The sequence below is a fragment of the Bacillus benzoevorans genome, from assembly GCF_014207535.1.
Lineage (GTDB): Bacteria > Bacillota > Bacilli > Bacillales > Cytobacillaceae > Bacillus_BD > Bacillus_BD benzoevorans.
This window is the reverse complement of record NZ_JACHGK010000016.1, coordinates 51,858-73,925: the sequence shown is the minus strand read 5'-3', so window position 1 is coordinate 73,925 and position 22,068 is coordinate 51,858. Positions and strand designations below refer to the sequence as shown.

Genomic DNA, 22,068 nt, shown 5'->3' with positions numbered 1-22,068 from the left:
CTGCGGATTTTTTATCAGACCCACTATTTATTCTAATAGTGTCTGTTTATTGGAGCTTTTTTTACCTATCTTTATTATCCGCCCCATTCTTTCGAATTCACTTGCACAAAGAGTACTATGAATAATTAATTTGCTAATATCATCGCGGAAAGTGTTGATTTTATTGTCTGTTGTCACAATATGCACTTTTCCCATAGTAAATAGATCAATTAGTTCATTTGATAATTCAGTCGATCTAGAAACCCGAGATAAATCGGCTGTAACAATTATATCGAATTTACTTTCTTTACAATCCTCAAACATTGCTTGTAGGCTTTTATTTTTATGAATTCCAGATCCGATATCGCTATAAATGGTATCTAATTCCCAATTATATTTTGAAATAAAGGCCTTAATTTCTTCTGTTTGATCCTCCAAATTGAAGTTTACATGTCTTTTACTAGCTGTTCGAATGTAGGCTGCACATTTCATAATTTTTTCTCTCCTTAGTGATTTTGGTTTTAAAGATGTGTAAAGGAACCTTTTACTTTCCTAATGTGTAGAACATTGTATCCATGTTTTTTCTTATTTTAAGAGGTAAAAAGAGCTTATATAAAATTATTTTAAAAAATATATCCGAATGTAAAACCCTTGAATAACCAATGTTCTGAAGCATTATACTTTGGGGTTTTTGATATTCTAATAGAAAAATAAAAGTTTCAATCTTCAGTTTTTAAAAATTTCAATGAAAAAATTTAGATAATAAATTAAAAGGCCTGCCATAACTTCCTATTCTCTAAGGATGTGACGGATTTATGTTGCATATTTAATTTTGCATCCCGTCTTAGAAATTCATAGAAATCATTATTATTTAGCTCATTTAATTCGGTAGTTCCATAGTATTTTAAACCTCTTTCTTCATAAGAGATTTCATCTAAAATGTGATCGCGATGTATGCCCTCAACTAATACAAAACCTGTACGCCAAACAGCATACACATAATTACTATACTCATACAATTTCTTTTTTGCTTTAGCTATTCTTCAGGGTCACCAAAAAAATTAGAATATTAACTTCTGAATCTGCTTCTCGGATAAATGAAAGGTTAATAATTTTAATAAGAAAATTTCTATATAGCAATCATCAAGAGATTTTAAAAGTTCATTTATAAAAGACAAAAAACTCTAACGAATTGATCCATACTTTTGTAAATTCGTATAATCCTGACGCCACCCCTATATGGTTAGATTTTAAAAGTTCAAAAATACCTTTAAAAAAGTCAGTAAAGATCTAGCAATCTGATTTTTTGAAAGTATAATATTTAAAATTTAAGCAAAAAGGGGGAAGTAATCACTACTGAAAGGGTAGGATTGCAAACATTATGATTAAAGCTACAGTAAGTAAAGGAACAAAAGTGGCAAAACATTATAAAAATTATGGCGGTTATTCTTATAAATATTTTGTGCTTGGGAGAAATCCGTTTGGTGTGAAGGGCGGACAAAATGGGAGTTGGGTTGAGGGAGAAGTGTTTGGGGAGGCTGTTCAAACCAATTCTATTATGTTGTATAAAGCTGAAAATGTAATAAACAAAGTAATTTGTAGTATTCCGAATGAATCTATTGAAGTTGAAATTGAGTGGGAGAAAGTCAAGAAAATTGCAGCAAAGCGAAAAGAGGAAACTTTTGAAGCTGCTTTAAATAAATATTTAAGAGAACTACTAAATAATTAGGATGAATATTGATTGTTTTATTATGTAAGTGTAATGCCGCATACCCATCAAGCTAAGGGTTTATATTTCCTACTAAGAACAATATTTAAGGGAGATATGGAAGAGGGAGAGGCACTTTACATTTTTTAAGTAAACGAACAGCTAATGTTTGATGTAAATCAATGATTGGTATTCCCAAAGGGTACTGTAAGTATTATTGAAAAATGGTAACAATAAAGTATTTAAGAAATGAAAAAGATGACTATTGTTGGTTTCTCACAGTAGTCATCTTTTTATTTCCTTTATTGGATACCGGTTGTGGTTTACCTTATCCATTTACATATTAAAAGGAAGATGATGACCTTTTTTTCTTTAATGAACATATATACAGAAGCTCCATTAGGTAGTTTGAATAATAAGTTAATTCATTTAAAATGGAAATTATAGATATAATTTACCTAGTGATTTTGAAACGAGGGATTATTAATGGAATATTCAGCCGGCTTTACGAGCGAAGGATGGTTCCAACAGGAAATTGAATATACTTTAGACCAACTTCACAAAGGTTTTAGGCGTAAAGAAATAAGAAGTAAAGTAATTGAGGATAATGTTTTCTTGTTAAGAAGTGAATCGGCGATTAGTAAAAGGTTTCAAATGGTTTATCGCAGAGCAAAGACATTATATCCAACATTATCTGAATACTATTTCAATGGCACCAATTCTGACCAAAAAGTACTGTTATTATATAGCTTTCTTAAATGTTATCGATATGCCTACGAAAATTTCTATGAATTGATTGTTTATCGATATCAACATAGGAATGGAACTTTACAGGTTTCAGATATGAGTTTTTATATGGAAGAAAAGGAACAACAATCAGAGAAAATCGCAAATTGGCATATAGCTACAAAAAGGAAAATCAACAGTACACTTCTATTATTTTACAGAGAAAGTGGTATGATTGAATTATTAGAAGATGAGTATAAAGTCTCTCCTTTACATGTGAGTCAAGCTCTTAAACAGTTTGCAGAAGAACAGGACGTTTTGTTAAAAGCAATCATAACATTAAAGGCAGGTAGTTAAGAGTGACCATATATAAGCGATTAGAACAATTAGAAGAACGTATAAATGAAGAAGGGTTTACAACACCAAAAGGGATTGGCAGTGAAATTCCACATTTTGTTTTTGATTATCCAGCAGAAGATGAATTAACAGTACGAACATATGTTGAAGGATTATTAAAGCGGACAACATTAAATATAAAAGAAATCAATCTTTTTGAATTTCTTATTAGCTTGTTTGAAGATGATTTAGAAGAATTAATAGCTATTGCTGAAGAAGAAGGCTATACAGAGCTTTCTCAAGCTATTCAAACTGTTTTAGAAGATCAAGATTTGTTGGTGAACGCATTCATTGAAAAAGCAGATAACGTGGAATTAATTTTTATAACAGGTGTAGGAACAGTACATCCATTTATTCGCTCTAGTCATTTACTTAAAAAGCTATCTAATCATGCATTTAGAACACCGCTTATATTATTTTATCCGGGTTATTTTTCAGGAGTAGATTTACGTCTATTTAACAAATTCCGACATGAAGATGAATACCAAATTACAAGGATTTCATAAGGAGTATGAATAATGATTATTCAAGAGATTTTTGAGAAGAAAATTGACCGACCAATTAATGGTGTTGTACAAGCAGGTCAAATTGATGAAGATACAATTCAAACCGAGTTAGAAGAATACGTTGTAACAGCAGAAATTTTAGATAGCTTAAAAAGATTTTATAAAAATTATGAGAAGTCGTATTCAACACCAACGAAAAATGTGGGTGTGTGGATTTCTGGTTTCTTCGGTTCCGGTAAATCACATTTCCTTAAAATTTTATCTTACTTATTGGATGGTAAGAAAGTCGGGGAAAAAACGCCATTTGAATACTTTAAAGATAAAGTTTCTGATACCGTACTTTTAGATGCAATGTCTCGGATAGAATCAAAACCCTCAGATGCATTGTTATTTAATGTTGGTTCTGAAGCAGGAGCCAGTGCAGCACGTGGAACGAAAGAAAGTATTATCGAAATTATCTTACGTATTTTTAATGAACATTTAGGTTATTCCAATACGCTATGGGTAGCGGATTTCGAACGACAACTATCTAGTGACCAAAAATATGATGCTTTTTGTTCGAAAATTGAAGAGTTGCATAATGAAAAATGGCAAGATTTCCGTGCGAAATTCCGCCTGCGTTATGCAAAGATTATATCGGTACTCTGTGAAATAGGATATGAAAAAGAAACTGCAGATTTCTTAGTAAAATCAGCACAAAAGGAATTTTCGATTTCAGCTGTTCAGTTAGGAGAGCTTGTTGCAAAATATTGTAAATCAAAAGGACATGATTATCGCTTAATCTTTTTAATTGATGAAGTCGGACAATATATTGGTACAGATAATAACCTAATGCTTGATTTACAAAATGCAGTAGAAGAAATTGGTGCTGCTGCGATGGGACAAGCATGGATTGCTGTTACTTCTCAGGAAAAGATTAAAGACGTCTCTAATATGAATGCAGCCAATACAAAAGATTTTTCGAAAATTCAAGGAAGATTTGAAACACGGATTAATTTATCGAGTTCAGATACAGACGAAGTTTTAAAACGCCGTTTATTAGAAAAGACAGAAACGGCTTCGAAAACATTAGAGTCCATTTTTGAACCGAATGAGCAATTAATTCGTAATCGCCTTTCTTTTGATAAAGATCGAACACAATATCGCTCAGGCTATCGTTCAACTAATGAGTTTGTTGAAACATATCCATTTATACCTTATCAAGTGGATTTATTGCAAGCTGTTTTAGAGAAAATTGGTATACATGGTGAAGGTAGTTCTTACGCTTCAAGAGGGGAACGTTCATTATTAAAAGCTTTCCAAGAAGCAGCGATATATAATGGCCATGAAGAGTTAGGTGATCTAGTAACGATGGCGGAGTTTTATCCAACTATTCGTCAACATTTAGAATCAGCTATTGTACAGACGATTTCGAGAGCTGAAAACCGTGCAAAAAATTCGGAAGGTCTTGTTGAATATGATGTTGATGTATTAAAAGTATTGTATTTGATTAAAGGAATAGACCACATTAAGGCAACACCAAATAATATTTCAACACTTTTATTAGAAAGTATTCAGGCTGAGAAAAATGAACTTATAATTAAAGAATCATTGAATCGTCTAGAGCAGACGATGTTTATTGAAAAGCACGCAGATGGTACGTATTCATTCTTATCAGATGAAGAGCAAGAAATAAATAAAGAAATTCGTAACGTTGATGTTAATGCTATCAAAATTAAAGAAAGATTAGGCGATACCTTCTTTGAGAAAATGTATCCAAACGCTAAATATAACTATCAAAAGGGAATGCTATTTGATTATAATAAACGCTTTGATAATTATTTAAAGACAAATATGAAGTATCCGTTAACGATGCAAGTCATTACGGGTGGGTTAACTACAATAGAAGCTGCTTTACAGGCAATAGAAGGACAAATGGTTATTTATTTAAATGAGGAATTAATTGCAGAAGCAGAAGAAGCCATTCGTATTTCTGAACAAATACGTCGTTATGTGAATTTAAAACGTAATCCAAGTACAACGCAGGCACAGCATCGTATTTATGATGCGAAAATGGATAGTATTGGTGACTACGAGGTAAAGGCAGAAGAATTATTACGAAAAGCTTGTGAAGAAGCAATATTCTTCATTCAAATGCAGGAGCGTATCTTCCGAGGTAATTTTGAAAAGCAAGTATCGGATGCTTTTGATATGTTAATCCAAAATACTTATAAGTATTTGGAATACATTGATGAACCAATTCAAATGAAAACATTCAAAGAACAATGGAGAAACCTAGCTGAGAAAGGTATTACAAATGATTTATTAGGTGAAACAGGTAATATAAAAGCTTATAACGAAGTATTACGCCATTTAGATGAACTCATTCGTATGCATCAGAAACCATCGTTAAAGGAATTTATTGATAAATATAATCAAGTTCCTTATGGCTGGAGTGACTACGATACAATTGGCATTGTCCTAGCTTTATTGCAGTCCGGTAAAGTAAAGTTAATGATTGCAGATGAACACTTCACACCAACGACTTCACCTCAATTTTATGATAAACTTGCTCGAACAACAGAGCGAGATAAAATCCGTGTGATTCCTGAAATTGAAGTAGATCCAAAAGTGCGTCGTGAATTCACTGGATTATATAAGGATTTATTCGGACGAATGGATATTGGTGATTCTTATCAAGAGTTCGCGAATGCAATTCAAACTGCAATAGGGAAGTATTTTATTGATCCATTAAACGAGATGGATGACCGTCGAAAGAAAGCTTTATCTTCTGAATTTGCATATCCAGAAGGGACAAAAATTAATTCTTTAAAAATCGATATACTTCGAGTAACACAAATTAGAGAACCAGAACAACTTGTAAAGGCATTTATTGATGCCGAAGATGATTTATACGATTGGCAAGAAACGATTGAACAATTAACCGGTTTCTATTTAAAAGCACCGATTGAGCGTTTTGATGAGGCAGTAGCGTTTTTAAATCAAGTACAAAATGATTTACGTTACACCCAATCAGAAAAGGTAAACCTGCTAAAGAAAAAAATAACCGACATTTTAACAAAAGTATCACCATATAGTGAAATTCCGCAATTACCTAGTTTAATTGAAAAGCTCGATCAAGCAATTCAAGAAGAAGTAGCAGAACAAAAACAAGGTCTTGCAAGTCAAATTACACAATTAGAGAAAAAGATAGATGATTTAAAAGATTATTATTCAAATAATGAAATCATTACGGAATTAATAAATGATAAAATGCAGAACTTCAAAATGTTGCAACAAGAAATTCTTAATAGTAATAGTCTAATCACGATTCAAATGAATTTGACGAAACTACGTACAGTAACAGAAACAATTCAAGAAGAAGCAAAACGTAAAGAAAAAGAATTACTACAATTAAAACCGCCAACACCAGACACACCTACTACTGTTGTACGTGAAAAAGGAACAAAAGTCATTTCTTCAGTCGAATTAAAGAACATGATTTCACATACAAACATCGAAACACAATCTGATTTAGATAATGTACTAGCTGAATTACGAACACAGTTATTAAAAGAACTAAAAGAAAATACATTGAAAATTGAATTATAGGCAGAGGAAGGGGGTTTCCCTTCCTTTGTTGTATGAGGTGAAAAAAGTGAATAAAACGGAATTGAAAAACTTTGCCATTCAATCGCGTCGTCAATTGATTGATAAAGTAAAAACAAAGGCACTCTTGTACGGTATTGATGAAAAGAATGATTTAGAAATTGAAGAACAATACGGACAATTAATGATAAAAGATAAATCGTATCCACTATATATGAAACCAGCGTTTATTTCTTTGAAAAACCAGCTTAAACAAAAAGGTTTTAAGCAGTTAGTTGAAGAAGTTGCCTACACATGGTTTAACCGTATTATTGCAATTCGTTATATGGAAATACATGATTACTTACCTGAAAAAGTAAATGTGTTGTCAAGTAATGTAGGACGGGTAGATCCAGATATTTTATTTGAATATGAAACGATGGATTTACCTGTAAAACAAGAAGAAATTCGTGAATTATTACATGCTGGGGATACAGAAGGCGCATATCGCAAGCTATTTATTGCACAATGTAATGCATTAAATAGTATATTGCCATTCTTATTTGAACAAATTCAAGATTATACAGAGCTTTTACTTCCAGACTTTTTACTAGATGCAGAATCAGTCATTAAAGTACTTGTTCAAAATGATGAATTAACCAATAGTTTTGAAGAAATTGAAGTGATTGGCTGGCTGTATCAATATTACATTGCAGAAGAAAAAGACCGAGTATTTGCGCAAAAAAGCAAATATAAAAAAGAGGAAATTCCTTTTGCAACACAACTCTTTACACCAAAGTGGATAGTGCAGTATATGGTACAGAACTCACTAGGACGCTACTGGACCGAAGCGCATCGAGAAGATGAGGATTTAATCAGTAATTGGAAATACTTCATAAAGCATGAAGAAGAGGATTTCCATGAGAAAATTGCTCTTTATGTGAATAAAGAGTTAAGAGTAGAGGATATTAAGCTACTTGATCCTGCAATGGGAAGTGGACATATTTTAGTTTATGCGTTTGAAGTGTTCTTTCAAATCTATGAGAAGTGTGGTTATCCAGAACGTGATATTCCACGATTAATCTTAGAAAACAATTTGTATGGATTAGATATTGATGACCGAGCTTATCAATTAGCAGCATTTGCTGTAGTCATGAAAGCTGCTTCTTATTCTCGTCGTTTCTTACGTAGCGTTGAACGAGAAGGGATTCAGTTAAATTTAGCATCGATTCAAGAAACGAATTATGTTTCCGATGATGTTTTTTCATATATTGCGCAAGAAGAAAAAGGCACACGTTTCGAAGCAGTGAAAGCCTTTTTCAAACAATACAATAATGCGAAAACATATGGTTCTTTAATTAATATTTCGGAACGAGATATTACATTTATTAAAGAAAGATTAGAGCAGATTCAAAATAATCCTGTACAAGATTTATTCTTTAGTGAAGAGCATGATATTGCGAAAGAAGTACTTCCAGACTTAGTTCGACAAACGAAAATTATGCGGAATGAATATGATGTTCTTGTGATGAATCCACCATATATGGGTTCTGGGAATATGAGTAAGGAATTAAGTGATTTTTTGAAGAAAAGTTATCCCGATTCTAAGGCAGATTTATTTGCAGCGTTTATTGAAAAGAGTTTTATACTAGGCTCTAATTCAGCGATAATCAGTAATGTTACAATGCAATCATGGATGTTTTTATCAAGTTATGGAAAAATGAGAAAAAAAATTTTACGTGAAAAAACGATTGATTCATTATTGCATATGGACAATAACGTAATGGGTATTGCATTTGGAACAGCTGCTACTGTGTTTAAAAATTATTATATTGATAGTTATTTAGGAGTATATAATGAAGTTACTTATAAAGATATACAACACTTGAACAGACCATCTTCGTTCCCAATATTAAAAAATAGAAATAACACAACATCTTTAGAAAAATTCAAAAAGATTACAGGAGAACCTATAGCATATTGGATAAGTGAAAAGATATCGAATGTGTTCCAAGAGGGAAATGAACTCTCAACATATGGAGATGCTCGAAGAGGTCTACAGACTGGAGATTCTAATCAATTTATAAGATTGTGGTTTGAACTTAATATTAATAAAATATTTTTGGATAATAAGAATTATGAAAGTGACATATCGAAAAAATTCAAATGGTTTTTATTTAACAGTGGAGGTAATTATAGGAAGTGGTATGGAAATATAATTGAAGTGGTTGAGTGGTTCAATAACGGAGAAAAAATAAAGTCTACTGGTAAGGCAATTATACCATCAGAAGATAAATATTTTAAACAATGTATAACTTGGAATAAACTTTCTTCAGGGAAATTTTCAGTACGGTTCCAAAGAAAAGGTATTATTCAAGGAGATGCTAGCCCTTTTTTTTACACGGAAAATAATTCTAATCTCAAATATATAATGGCATTATTAAATAGCGTTATAACAGTAGAATTAATGAAGATATTAAGCCCTACTATCAATTTTGAAGTAGGAAATATTGCGAAAGTTCCAGTGATTTTAGCGAGTGATTTGATTCCTCAAATTAAATCACTAGTTGATGAAAATATTCTGATTTCTAAAGAAGACTGGGATGCTTTCGAAGTTTCATGGGATTTCAAAAAACATCCTTTAGTTAATTCACATAGCTTGCAAAATGCTAATAATGAGTGGATAAATATAACAAAGAATAGATTTAATAAAATTAAGTCAAATGAAGAAAAATTAAATAAAATATTAATTAACATATATAACTTAACTGATGAATTTAACCCTACTATTTCTGATAATGATATAGCGATTAGAACTGCTAATTTATCAAGTGATGTACGTTCATTCATTTCTTACTTTATCGGTTGTTTGCTGGGGAGGTATAGTTTAGATAGCGAGGGAGTTGTATATGCAGGTGGAGACTGGGATAATAAACATTATTCAACATTCAATCCTCTGCCTGATGGAATTATTAATTTTACAGATACTGTCTATTTTGAAAATGATGTTATCGTTCGTTTACGTGAGTTCTTATCGGTTGCTTTTTCTTCAGATACAGTGGATGAAAATATGCAATGGCTAGCAGAAGCGCTTGAGATGAAGAAGGGTGAGGATGCTGAGGCACGTTTACGTAGGTATTTTTTAGATGAGTTTTTTGCCGATCATTGCAAAATGTATCAAAAAAAGCCAATTTATTGGTTAGTAGATTCAGGTAAACAAAAAGGGTTGCGTACACTATTTTATATGCATCGTTATCAGCCAGATACAATAGCAACAATTCGTTTTGAGTATTTGCAAGAAATTCAAGCTAAATATCAAAATGAAATTACAGATTTAGAAAACCGATTAGTGAATCCAAACTTATCAGCAAGTGAGAAGAAAAAGCTAACAGCAGAAAAAACTTCTTTTGAAAAGAAAATGGATGAACTACGAGAGTTTGATAAACGTTTAGCTGAGATAGCTAACGAAGAGATTGAAATTGATCTAGACGATGGTGTTAAAGTGAACTATGAGCAGTTGTATCGTGGTGGAAAAGGTGTATTAGCGAAGATTAAATAAATCATGGCCTTCTTACTTTGGTAAGGAGGCTTGTTTAATATTAAGGTATAATTAAAATTATTAGTAAATATTCATAATGAGGTGACACAATGAATGTCATTGAACTGTTAAAAGAGCGAATAGAGGACGAGCTATATAAGAAAAATAAGCCGCGCACGGTTATTTTTTGGTATGACGAGCAAGGAGAATACACTGTTTCTGATTTAGAAGAAACATTAGCAGAGCAACCAATTCATATCCGCCAATTAACGCGTAATAATTTCTTTACGCTTAAATTAGAAATCGAGGTGGAAAAGAAAAGAGATTCTTTTTTATTATATGCTGATTTTGCAAAACCAGCGATAGAAGACAATTTTTTACTGGATATGGAGCTTTACGGTACAGAGTTTAAAGCTGATACTAATGCTTTACTTGCAGAACAGTTGCAAGTAAGTGATGCCATTTTAAGACCTTTGATTAAGGAATATGGAGACTTTTTTAAAAGTGCAGAGCGTAAAAATAAATTAAAGAAAGTCGTACCCCCTAATGCTAGTGAACGTGATATAGAGTATGCTATGTTAGCAGTACTAACAGGCGCACCCATTGCAAATATGGAAGAAATTACTCGCCATTTATTGTTGCGTGGTTTACAAGAAGAAACAAATGAAGTGTATAAAGCCATATCAAAACGGTTTAGCTCGAATCGTATGTGGGAGCTCATTTCGGAATACTTTGGTTTACAATCAAATGATTTGACATTGCAGTATTTAATGGAGCATGTTTTGTATGCTCATTTCCAACGTCATGCACAATTTGAAGAACAGTCTTTACAAAAGAAATATGAAACAACACGCGGAAATGTTTGTGCTTTATTTATTGATGAATGGCACCATAAAAAAGAAATTGAAGTAGAAGTATTAGAAAATTATATAAAGGAAATCGAACAAAGGTTTTCAATTGTAGAGGTGTTAGGTGAACGTCCTATCGAACAATATGCCAACGTTTCAACTTTTCCTGTCATTGATCATTTATTGACGAGTAAATTAACGACTGAACTCCTTCATCAAACATCCAATTTTGATGCTTGGAAAGACATTTTGCATAAACGGTTAAAAATGCATTGGGCGAAACGAAATGAACAAATTCAACGTTTATTAAGTGTATTGTTAGATGCAGTTGATTTGACGAAGTATAAAATGTTCTTGAAGCAATATGATACGCGTGAGCCTTTATATGTTCAATATACAAGCGAACTTTATTTAATTGATCAAGCTTATAGACGTTTCATGACCGGCTATATGCAATTAGAGAATAATGAAATGCTAGAAACTTTAGCTGAGCAACTAACAAACTGGTATGAAAATAAATACTCGTTGAAAATTGCACAAGAGACCAATTATCTTTTAGAAACTGCAGAAGTAGGAAAGTTACCAAAACAGGCTAAATTTTATAAAGAAGTTGTGCAACCTATTCTTGATAAAGAATCAACACGCGTATTTGTGATTATTTCGGATGCATTACGATATGAAGTAGGGGCAGAATTAGTATCTCGTTTAAATTTGCGTTCGAATGGAATTGCCTCTATCAGTCCGTTAGTTGCGAATATGCCAACGTATACACAATTAGGTATGGCATCTTTATTACCAAATAAAGTATTAACGATTACTGAAAATGGAACAGTATTAGCAGATGACCAACCTACAAATGGATTAGCAAACCGTACAAAAATTCTACAAGCAACTCATCCAGAAGCAATTGCCTATCGTTTAACCGATTTATTAGACTGGTCAAGAGCGACAGCAGATGAAAATTTAAAAGGAAAACGTCTCGTTTACTTATATCATGATGTAATCGATGCAGCAGGTGATTCTGCAAAATCTGAACGAGATACTTATATAGCTGCGGAACGAGCAATAAAAGAATTATCAATTGCTGTTGATCGGTTATCTAAATGGCAAGCAAAACGAATTTTTATAACAGCAGATCACGGATTCCTTTATCAGTATCCAAGAATTGAAAATGATATTAAAGTAGTGAGTGTTAAAGGTAAAATCATTGATTCGAATCGTCGCTTTGCTGTTGGTCATGATTTACTAATAGATGATGGAGCTATTAATGTGCCAGATGGTTTTTCAACATTAGAAGGTGTTGAAAAAGTGATTGCTAAAGGCGTAAACCGATTTATTGGCGGTGGAGGATTACAGTTTGTACACGGCGGTGCAACACCTCAAGAAGTAATTGTGCCACTAATTGATTATCGTCGTACTTCACAAGCAATTCCTGTTGAAATCAGTGTGGCCATCCCAAAACGTGTCATCACAGGATTCCGTATCCAAGTGCCAATATATCAAGAACAAAGTATTTCACAAGAATTTAAGGCACGAACAATTCAAGCTGCATTTTACCTGAATGGTGAACGAATTTCGAACGAAATTGAATGGACATTTGATATGACTGGTGAAAACCATGAACGTACGGAGCAACTTATATTTAACCTTGTAGAAAACTATTATCCAACAGGGCAAACTTGTGAGTTGAAAATGGTAACCGTGGAAGATGATAAAGTCACACCATATCGCGATACAGAATTTACAATTCATATGTATAATGCGCTTTACTAATGAAGCTAGAGGACTATTTTACATAGTTCTCTATTTTTTTTTGTCTTTTATTTCTTCTAACAGTATCTGGGTGATTGCTATATAATTTAAATTAAGTTGATTGATCGTAATTATTTGAGGGGGATGCTGAAATGTTAAAAGTAGGAGAGATTATTAAAGGCTCTTTCTGGCCGGAAATTGTTGAAATAAAGCATTTTGAAGAAATTGATGATGATTTGTTTTTAGTTGAATCAATTGGGCGTAAAACTAATAAATACTATGAACAGTATTTAGATAGGGTGCAGCTAGGTCAATTAGAGAACATTAAAGAAGAGGAAAGTTCCTTTAATTCTGAAAGACTGCAACACTATTTACAATATTACATTTTAAAGACAGAGGATAAATTTTCGAAGTCACGTGCGCGAGGAAACAAAAAGATTATCCCACTACCACACCAAATAGAAGCTGTGTATAGCCGCATGTTACAGTCACCTCAAGTACGATATTTATTAGCGGATGATCCCGGAGCAGGGAAAACAATTATGTCCGGAATGTTAATTCGTGAGTTAATTGCCAGACAAGCTGCAGAGCGTATATTAATTTTAGTTCCCCCTCTAGTATTAAAGCAATGGCAGGAAGAGCTAAAAGATAAATTTGGAGAAGAGTTTACGATAATAAATCGAAGTTTATTAAATAGCTCAAGTGAAGTGAATCCATTTGAATCACATGATAAAGTAATTGCATCAATTTATTGGGCTTCACGTGAAGAAATTAAAGCCTTTATTTTAAAAGCTCAGTTTGATTTAGTAATCGTCGATGAAGCACATAAAATGGCTGCATATACGCATGGCGTCAAGAAACGTAAAGTGAATCGTACGAAAATTTACCAACTTGGGGAGAGTTTACTTCGTCACACAGAGCATTGCTTATTACTAACTGCAACACCGCATAAAGGAGATAAAGAAAATTTTCGGCATTTAATGAGTTTGGTGGACCATGATATTTTTTCTCGTTTAAATACAGGTGATTCTATATATGAAAAGAGTAATCCGTTTGTTATTCGTCGTTTAAAGGAGACAATGAAAAATTTTGATGGTACTCCGTTATTCCCGAAAAGAACAACAACGACAATTACCTTTGATTTAAGTTATGGCGAACGTGAGCTTTATGAAGAAGTAACTTCTTATGCACGCGAGCATTTTAATCAAGCAAAACAAAATAATAAACCAAACGTAGCATTTGCGATGATGATTTTACAACGTCGCCTAAGTTCGTCATTAGATGCTATTTATTTATCCCTTAAACGACGTAAAGAAAAGTTACAAGAATTATTAGAGTCTGAGTTAACGGCCAATAAATCGATTGAGCCATTTGAATACGACGAACTTTCAACAGAAGAGCAGGAAGAAATAGAGACTTTAGTTGAAGGAGAAACCGATGTTATTGATTTAGAGGAACTAAAGTTAGAAATAGAGATTCTAGATGGATTAGTTCGTAAAACAGAGATGCTCGTATATCAAGATATTGAACGAAAATATTTAGAGCTTGAAAACACGTTATTTGGTCAGGATGGATTGTTATCCAAAGGAGAAAAGATTCTTATTTTTACGGAATCAAAAGATACTTTGTATTACCTTGAACGAAAGCTCCTACAGCATGTCCCTGAAGTCACAAAAATCGTTGGGAATTTTTCGATGGATCAACGTCGTGAACAAGTGGAGCGATTCCGAAATGATGTACAAATTATGCTTGCTACAGATGCCGGGGGAGAATCTATCAACCTTCAATTCTGTAATCAAATGATTAACTATGATATTCCGTGGAATCCAAATCGTTTAGAACAGCGTATGGGACGTATTCATCGTATTGGACAAAAGAATGAAGTATTCGTCTTTAATCTTGTTGCGAAGAATACACGTGAAGGAGATGTATTGATACGTCTACTTGATAAGATGGAACAAATGCGCACGGATTTGGGACAAGATCAGGTCTATGATTTTATTGGTGAAGTACTAGAAGAAAACAATATCGATTTATCTCACTTAATGGAGGAAGCGATTAGCGGCCGTGAAAATTTAGATGAGCTAATTGCACAAATGGAAAAAACATTATCTGAAGAACATGAACGATTACTAGAATTAGCAAAACAAGAACGCTTAGATGATTCCAGTTTTGATTTACCGGGTGCAAGACGTGCATATCAAGAAATTTCAATTAGCAGTATGCCTTCGCGAGTCTATGGTGAGTTTGTAGTAAAACAGTTTGAAGAAACACGTATTAAAGTAAATATCTCAAATGATGGCAATACAGTTCGAATTGATCGTTACCCTAAAAATATTCGTGAACTAATTAAGAAGCGAAAATATTCTTTAAGAACTGATGAATCATTACGGTTTACATTAAGACCAGATAAACAAACAGAACAGTTATCAATATTACCGAATGACCATCCATTAAAAAAATTAGCGATGGAATTAGCGAGTCAAGAGCTGCAACAAGTGGCTTTACCAATTTGTACAGTAAAAACATTTGTTAGTGAACCTTTAACATTAGAAATTAGTCGTATTAGTGTAGTTGATGGTACAGGTCGAGAGTTAGAACAAGAATTAATGTTATTAGCTAAAAGGAAAACTGGGGAATTCATTCAAGTAGATCCGTATTTATTATTCCAGAAGCAATTTGAATTAATCAATATAGTAGGTACAGAAGATAAATCATTTAAAAAAGAATCTATTCTTCAAGCGAAAAAGATACTTCAATCTGTTCAAATGAAACGAGATGATTATTTAAACCGAAAGAGTACTTATTTACGTCGTTCATTTGATGAACAAATGCAAACACTACAGGAAAGATTAACTAATTATTTAAGTGATAATTTAAATAATAAAAATAGCGCATTAATTAACCAAACCTACACTCAAATTGAAGACATAGAGGAACGTAGTAAAGATCGGCTTGAAAATATTGAAAGAGAAAGAAGTATTCAGTTACAATCCATTAAGCCGATTACACAACTGCATGTACAACCAATTGTAAGTGCAGCACGTGTTATTCCAAAAGATTTTATACAAGTTGTAAAAGAGTATGAATATCATAATGGGCGATTAAACATCCGTGTTAAGAATGCATTTGGTTTAGTCGATTTCACGAGTGAAGAAGCAGATAGTAATACACGATTTATTTTATTAACACCGTCATTAGAGTTGCTTTCACAACAATTGGAATTAAATGATTACCAAGAATTAAATGGATCAGTATATGTTTATGTGGTAAATCAACATTATATTGTTGAAGAAGTGAAAATGGAACAAATCGTTGGGATCTAGTTAGGGAGAAAGTCATTTGATATAAAAAAGCTTCTTTGTTTCCAATAGTTTGTGGTAATTGAAGGAGGATTATTTCATGATTAGTGGCATTGAGCAAAGTTTAATAAAGGCTCGAAATACTGCAATAAACGTTATTAAGCTCCATCTGGCTGGTAAGTCAGTTAATGAAATATCATCTGATTTAAAAATATCCCAAGAAGAGGTACTGGAAATACTCGCAAAGTTTGAATCAAATGATCAATAAATAATTATTTAATGCTTTGTAGAGATGCATGTGGTATGAGATAAAATCTTTCTTGAAATAACAGCAAATGATCCTCTAGGTTACCCCGGAATTATCTGCACTTTTTTGGGGTAACATTGGACTTCCTGAGATATATTAGTCGGCGAAAAAGGGTCCTGATTGATAGCGGAAAATGCAGTAATATCAATGGTTGTATCCCTTCAGATATATGAAGTCGTTCATACACTTAATTGGGTATACCTAAACATACCCAATTAAACATATGAAACTGTGTGTAAAAATAGGGAGTTTGTTATGATTTCTGGGAAGATAACAAAAGGTTTTTATAAGCTACAGAGAACATAAACTGTATGAACTTAACCAACAGAGATTAGCTATTAATACCGGAGATAGCTATTAATACTATTATTTCTTTAAATGTTTGATCGACGTAGATATATTGAAATTTATAGAGATTGTGGTAAATTGGAAAAATTAACCTTTTTAATAGCCATGACACAGTAGGTGATTTTATGCGAAGAATTCTTGTAAATAAAATACGTTGTAAAAAGTGTGATGAGGTTATTGAATCGAAACATGAACATGATTTTAGGTTGTGTTCCTGTGGCAGCATTTTCATTGATGGAGGAACTGATTACCAACGTTTTGGCTGGGGAATAAAACAAACCGAAGAAAAATTAGACATAGATGAATTTATTGATTTTAGTTACTCGATTTATGAAGAGGACTAAAAAGTTACTGCTAAAATCATACTTAATAATGTTGCACAAGCATTGCAATTAGTTGCTTCGTGTGATTGTGCTGATTATGGGAAAAAAAACTGATAGAGACCAACATTAGTTACTATTATCAGAGACTCTTAATCGTCTTTATTGATATTTACTTCAGCCAAAAAGTTGGGCAGGCTTAGTGGGGGCAATAAAATTAATAGATACCACTATTCGTCTCTATTAGTATAATTCACTACAAAATTATTTTACTTTTACGAGTGAAAATTGTTTCGTAACTAATAATAGATACCATTAATAGTTACGATTATAAGTAACGGCATACGGCCCATAAAAACCATATAATGAGTAGTCTAGTACATCTGTTAACTCCTTATGTTGTCACATATACTCAACGCATGTTGAGACGATAGTATTGATGTCAAAAGCGGGTAAATAAGATTATGAAAGGACCTTGAATTAAAGGGATTTTCAGGCAGGATAGGATTGGAAAAAAGTGCCAGTCTGCCTTTGTTTTTCTGTTCACGGAAACAGTTCCACGGAAACTTTGAACCCAAAATCGGTCAGGTTGTGTGAGCCAATTGGTTGTCAAGATTTTCAGCGGCAAGATGGTTGTTAAGGAGGTAAGCATGGATTTAGGAAAATGGCTATGGCCTTCAGCTGGTATGGATTTTTGGAAAATAGAAGATACAGAATATCAAGTTGAAATAAAGTGGTCTTTAAATCCTTTTTTGGATTATAAAGAGCTGTCATATAAATTCTATAATTGTGGTTTTCATATATTCAAGAATGTTATTGAAAGTGGGCATGATAATGTAAAATCAGATATGTGGTTTCTACCGGGCATATTTATGCTTAGACAAAGTATGGAACTTGGAATAAAAGCTCTGTTGTGCAGGGTCAACACCAAGAAAAGAGATATGCAGGATGTTTTTGAAAAATGCTGCCATGACTTGCCGATGCTATGGGGCAAGTACGTTGAGAGCAATGCAGAGAATTACTTAACTGATGAAGAAAAGCAATGGATCGTATCATATTTAACATCGCTGGAATTGGTGGATGCGAAGTCAGATATGTTTCGTTTTCCTTTCGAGGACGATTTTCTTTCTCAATATAGAGGTAAGTTTATTGATAATGTTGATGTGGCAAATAATATGCTGCAGGCTTTTGCACTGATAAAAAAGTGCATTGAGTGTGGTGCTATTGATACAATAGATGAGTTTGATGACAAGCTCAAACCGCAATTCTTTATAATGGCATCTCATGGAATTGGGAACTGTTATTTTTGGCAACGATTGTCTGATGATGGTTTTCATGTAAAGGTAACAGGCTATATTGCAGTTGCTGACTTCATTTTCCAGACCGATAAATTATCCAAAGAAGAAAAGACATATCCCTTGATATTCATGCTGCGAAATGCAATAGAATTATGTTTAAAGAGACTTTTTTATAGCATGGTCAAGAATGGTGTACCACAACATGTTTTCCTTTCAAAAAGGAAGAGTCATCTCATAAAGAAGGACCTTTGGAAAAATGTAAAACCAGTAATACAATACTATGCTGATGAACAAGGACAGGATACAGAATTAATAGATGTCGTTGAGCAGAAGTTGTTCGCAATAAATGATATAGATAAAAATGGGGACAACTTTAGATATCCAACCTCTTATAGTTTGGAATACAGGATTAATGATAAAAAGCTAGATTTAAAGAATGCATATGAATATATGCGTTCATTGCTTAACTTTTTAGATCGCTGTGATTCAATGCTGGATGCCGTAGCAGAATATGAAAATGAGGCACGTTCTTATTATGAAGCGGAGATGAGTTCCGAAATTGAATGGAATTAGAGTAGAAAAGTGGTAAGGAGTAATGGAAAGTGGATGAAAACAAGGATTATGATGTAGTCATTGGTAAGGTTCCAAAGAAAGATAAAAAAGGAAATGATATAACCAGTGATAAGTTGGGTGCAGGCGGTTATCGTCGAAGTGATGGTACATATTCTGGTGTAGCCTATGACCTTGAAATCATAGATGACAAAACTCAATTGACTAGAACTAACGATAGAGGTGGAGATCCTAAAAGGTATAAGGATATCTCGCCGGTTGGCCAGTTTATTATTGATGTTTCGGAAACATTGGCAATTAAGACAGCTGAATATCTGACTGAATATCTGACAGATAAAGCTATTACAAGTTTTGATCAATGGTTGCAGAATAGAAAGAAAAAGAATAAGAATAAGAACAAAAAAACTGTCAGTATCAATACAAGAAAAACAAAAGCACAGCAGATATTAGATGAACAAAGCAAAACTCGAAGTTCTGAGAATGCAACATCAAGTAAGACGATGTCAGCTTCGGCAACAGTTGAATTTGATAATGCTTACGAACAGTACACTATTAATATGACAAGCGAAGAAGCACAAAAGGAACTTCTTGATATATTCATGCTTTCTGTTATTCGAGCAAGAAAGGTATGGAAAATATTACATGCAAATATCGTAGATACTGCAAATCCATCAGGCCAATTTATTGAAGGAAAAGCAATGGTCGAGAGACTAAGTGACCCCAATGTTATCGGAAACATTAACATGATATTAGAGAAAAATCCTGCTTTATTGGAAGAGTGGGAATCAATTGCTTTATCAGAAATATTGGGCAGTGAGCTAATCATAAACGAACAATACATGCCTATTGATGATAAAAGATTTAGAGAATCGTTGACAGATATTCCGACTAATAACAAAAAAAGGTAGCGAGTAAGATAACAAAAACAGCCCCTGCCGCCGTAATGGTAGCAGGGGCTAATACTATCAGGGATTCTTCTTCAATATTTTTCCGAAAAGTTGAAGCAACGATCTCAACTAAAAACGAACTGTGTTCCTGTAGGGGAGAAAACGGGAAATTACCACTTGGTATAGAAGAAGCTGAACTCGCATTTTTATATAAAGTTTTATAGACAGATAAAGAAAAGAAATAACTTCTGTTTTATTAATCGATCAGGCGAGATTATTGAATACTGTTTTGAAAGGGATAGTGTAGCCTAGCCTTGATGAAAGGTCCTGAAAGGTAATCTGCAGGGCTTTTCTTTTTTATAAAAAAAGGAAAGAAACTATTCCATAATCATCATTTGAATTACCCTATTTATTAAAATTACTTGGAAATTTATGATATGATTATTATGATTAATTAAATTGGAGATATATAAATGAAAATAAAGGTGAACTTTTTTGATAAAAATTTATTGAAAAATTATTTTTCAGTCTTATCAGTAATAAGTATTTTAATGTCTTTTGTCTTAATTGCGATTAATATTCCTAATAAATATAAGCCTATCACGGGAATAGTAGTCTTTCTGTTTTTACTTATTATTTACTTTATTATGTGGATTCGAGCTAATCTTACTAACCACGTGACATTAAATATCAATAATTCAACCGTACGTGTTAAGATAGGAGATATTTTTGAAGAGGAAGAATTAAAAGTAATCTCTTTCAATGAGTATTTTGACACGTGTGTTGATAATAAGATCATTTCAGAAAGAACTCTTAACGGTATATATATTAAACAACAAGTAGATGCCGTGCAAGAACTTGATTATTTAATTGATACGGATAAAAAGTTAAATGAAAAAATTACTTCTATTAATGAAGATAGAGAAGTTGGCAAAAAGAAGCAGTATAAGCTCGGAACAATTTTTCAACATGGCAACTACTTGCTCACTGCTTTTACCAAGTTTGACGATAACGATAGAGCCTATTTATATATGAATGATTATATTAATTTCTTAATTAACTTTTGGAATGAAGTAGATATTGTATATGGAGGACGTACAGTGTCAATACCACTGTTAGGTTCAGGAATGACAAGATTTAAAGAGTATAATATGGTATCTGAGCAAGAATTGCTAGAATTATTAATATGGTCATTTAAAGTAAGTAGAATCAAGTTTACCTATCCTTCTCATGTTTCAATAGTAATACACGAATCTATAAAGGATAAAATTAATTTTTATAAATTAAGGAGTGTAGAGAATGGCTTATAGGAATGGTAATTACGCAGCGTTTTATGTAAGTGAACCTTTTAATGAAAGTAATTTGGGCGCATCAGCCACGAAGGATTTTGTATCTTACAATCTATTAAAAGCTTGGAAATCTAACGATAGCACTTTTCCGTTCATTGACTCACATAATAAAAACTATAATGTAAGGGATGGAAGTGATTGGGAAAAGACCTTGAAACCCCGTTTACATGATAGGCTTAATAATTCAAAGAATATTATTTTGTTTTTAAGTTCAATAACTAAAAATAGCAAAGCATTAAGGGAAGAAATAAACTATGGAATTGGTACATTAGGGCTACCGGTTATCGTGGTTTATCCAGAGTATAGTGATAAGAGTGATATTATAAATTGCAGTTCGAAAACCTTTAAACAACAGATAAAGAATTTGTGGGATAAATTGCCTGCTTTTCGGGATTCTATGAACAGTGTCCCAACGCTACATATACCGAATAAAAAGGAACTGATAAGAAAAGCGCTGAACAATAAAGACTTTATGATTAATTCAAAGTGTACTGCTGATCAATATTTTTATTCTTGCTAATAAAACAATACAAGGTCATCTTGGTATTATGTCAAAAGTCTGGAAGCGCAGGGATGGTCTCGTGCTTCCTTCTCAACTCTTCCTGTAGAGAGAAGTGTCTAATACTTCTAATTGAATAAGAAAAGCTACAGGCGTATAATAACCCAA

The 22,068-nt window shown here is 32.8% G+C and carries 13 protein-coding genes and 2 pseudogenes; 14 read left to right on the top strand and 1 reads right to left on the bottom strand.

Annotated features, from left to right (window positions below; translation table 11 throughout):
- Positions 1-27: 27 nt before the first annotated feature.
- Positions 28-471, bottom strand: coding sequence for a recombinase family protein (locus tag HNR53_RS18195; RefSeq protein WP_184528643.1), 444 nt, complete (start codon positions 469-471; stop codon positions 28-30).
- Between the two features lie 889 nt (positions 472-1,360).
- On the opposite strand from HNR53_RS18195, the gene HNR53_RS18190 reads away from it, so the two are divergent.
- From HNR53_RS18190 to HNR53_RS18130, 14 genes and pseudogenes are all read left to right on the top strand, one after another.
- Positions 1,361-1,708 (top strand): hypothetical protein, encoded by a 348-nt coding sequence (locus HNR53_RS18190; RefSeq protein WP_184528641.1) that lies wholly within the window; start codon positions 1,361-1,363, stop codon positions 1,706-1,708.
- A 465-nt stretch (positions 1,709-2,173) separates the two neighbouring features.
- On the top strand, positions 2,174-2,770 hold the full coding sequence (locus tag HNR53_RS18185; protein ID WP_184528639.1) for a BrxA family protein: 597 nt from the start codon (positions 2,174-2,176) through the stop codon (positions 2,768-2,770).
- Between the two features lie 2 nt (positions 2,771-2,772).
- Entirely contained in the window at positions 2,773-3,315 is a 543-nt protein-coding gene (locus HNR53_RS23585) for a BREX protein BrxB domain-containing protein (protein WP_184528637.1), read from the top strand.
- A gap of 12 nt (positions 3,316-3,327) precedes the next feature.
- On the top strand, positions 3,328-6,906 hold the full coding sequence (brxC, locus tag HNR53_RS18175) for a BREX system P-loop protein BrxC (protein WP_184528635.1): 3,579 nt from the start codon (positions 3,328-3,330) through the stop codon (positions 6,904-6,906).
- Between the two features lie 46 nt (positions 6,907-6,952).
- On the top strand, positions 6,953-10,441 hold the full coding sequence (pglX, locus tag HNR53_RS18170) for a BREX-1 system adenine-specific DNA-methyltransferase PglX (protein ID WP_184528633.1): 3,489 nt from the start codon (positions 6,953-6,955) through the stop codon (positions 10,439-10,441).
- A gap of 89 nt (positions 10,442-10,530) precedes the next feature.
- Positions 10,531-13,041 carry a BREX-1 system phosphatase PglZ type A gene (gene pglZ / locus HNR53_RS18165; protein WP_184528631.1) on the top strand — a complete coding sequence of 837 codons (2,511 nt, stop codon included), beginning with the start codon at positions 10,531-10,533 and terminating at the stop codon, positions 13,039-13,041.
- A 131-nt stretch (positions 13,042-13,172) separates the two neighbouring features.
- Positions 13,173-14,237: pseudogene (locus HNR53_RS23720) on the top strand (DEAD/DEAH box helicase); the annotation flags it as partial.
- A 27-nt stretch (positions 14,238-14,264) separates the two neighbouring features.
- Positions 14,265-14,901 (top strand): annotated as a pseudogene (locus HNR53_RS23715) (C-terminal helicase domain-containing protein); the annotation flags it as partial.
- A 1,521-nt stretch (positions 14,902-16,422) separates the two neighbouring features.
- Positions 16,423-16,590 carry a hypothetical protein gene (locus HNR53_RS18155; RefSeq protein ID WP_184528627.1) on the top strand — a complete coding sequence of 56 codons (168 nt, stop codon included), beginning with the start codon at positions 16,423-16,425 and terminating at the stop codon, positions 16,588-16,590.
- Between the two features lie 512 nt (positions 16,591-17,102).
- On the top strand, positions 17,103-17,321 hold the full coding sequence (locus HNR53_RS18150; RefSeq protein WP_184528625.1) for a DUF7695 domain-containing protein: 219 nt from the start codon (positions 17,103-17,105) through the stop codon (positions 17,319-17,321).
- A gap of 626 nt (positions 17,322-17,947) precedes the next feature.
- On the top strand, positions 17,948-19,168 hold the full coding sequence (locus HNR53_RS18145; RefSeq protein WP_184528623.1) for a hypothetical protein: 1,221 nt from the start codon (positions 17,948-17,950) through the stop codon (positions 19,166-19,168).
- 29 nt (positions 19,169-19,197) lie between these two features.
- The gene (locus HNR53_RS18140; RefSeq protein ID WP_184528620.1) at positions 19,198-20,073 is read left to right on the top strand and encodes a hypothetical protein; all 876 of its coding nucleotides are present in this window, start codon (positions 19,198-19,200) and stop codon (positions 20,071-20,073) included.
- 452 nt (positions 20,074-20,525) lie between these two features.
- On the top strand, positions 20,526-21,362 hold the full coding sequence (locus HNR53_RS18135; protein WP_184528618.1) for a macro domain-containing protein: 837 nt from the start codon (positions 20,526-20,528) through the stop codon (positions 21,360-21,362).
- A complete protein-coding gene (locus tag HNR53_RS18130; protein ID WP_184528616.1) occupies positions 21,352-21,921 on the top strand; it encodes a TIR domain-containing protein in 570 nt (189 codons plus the stop codon). The genes HNR53_RS18135 and HNR53_RS18130 overlap by 11 nt, the downstream gene beginning before the upstream one ends.
- Positions 21,922-22,068: the final 147 nt, after the last annotated feature.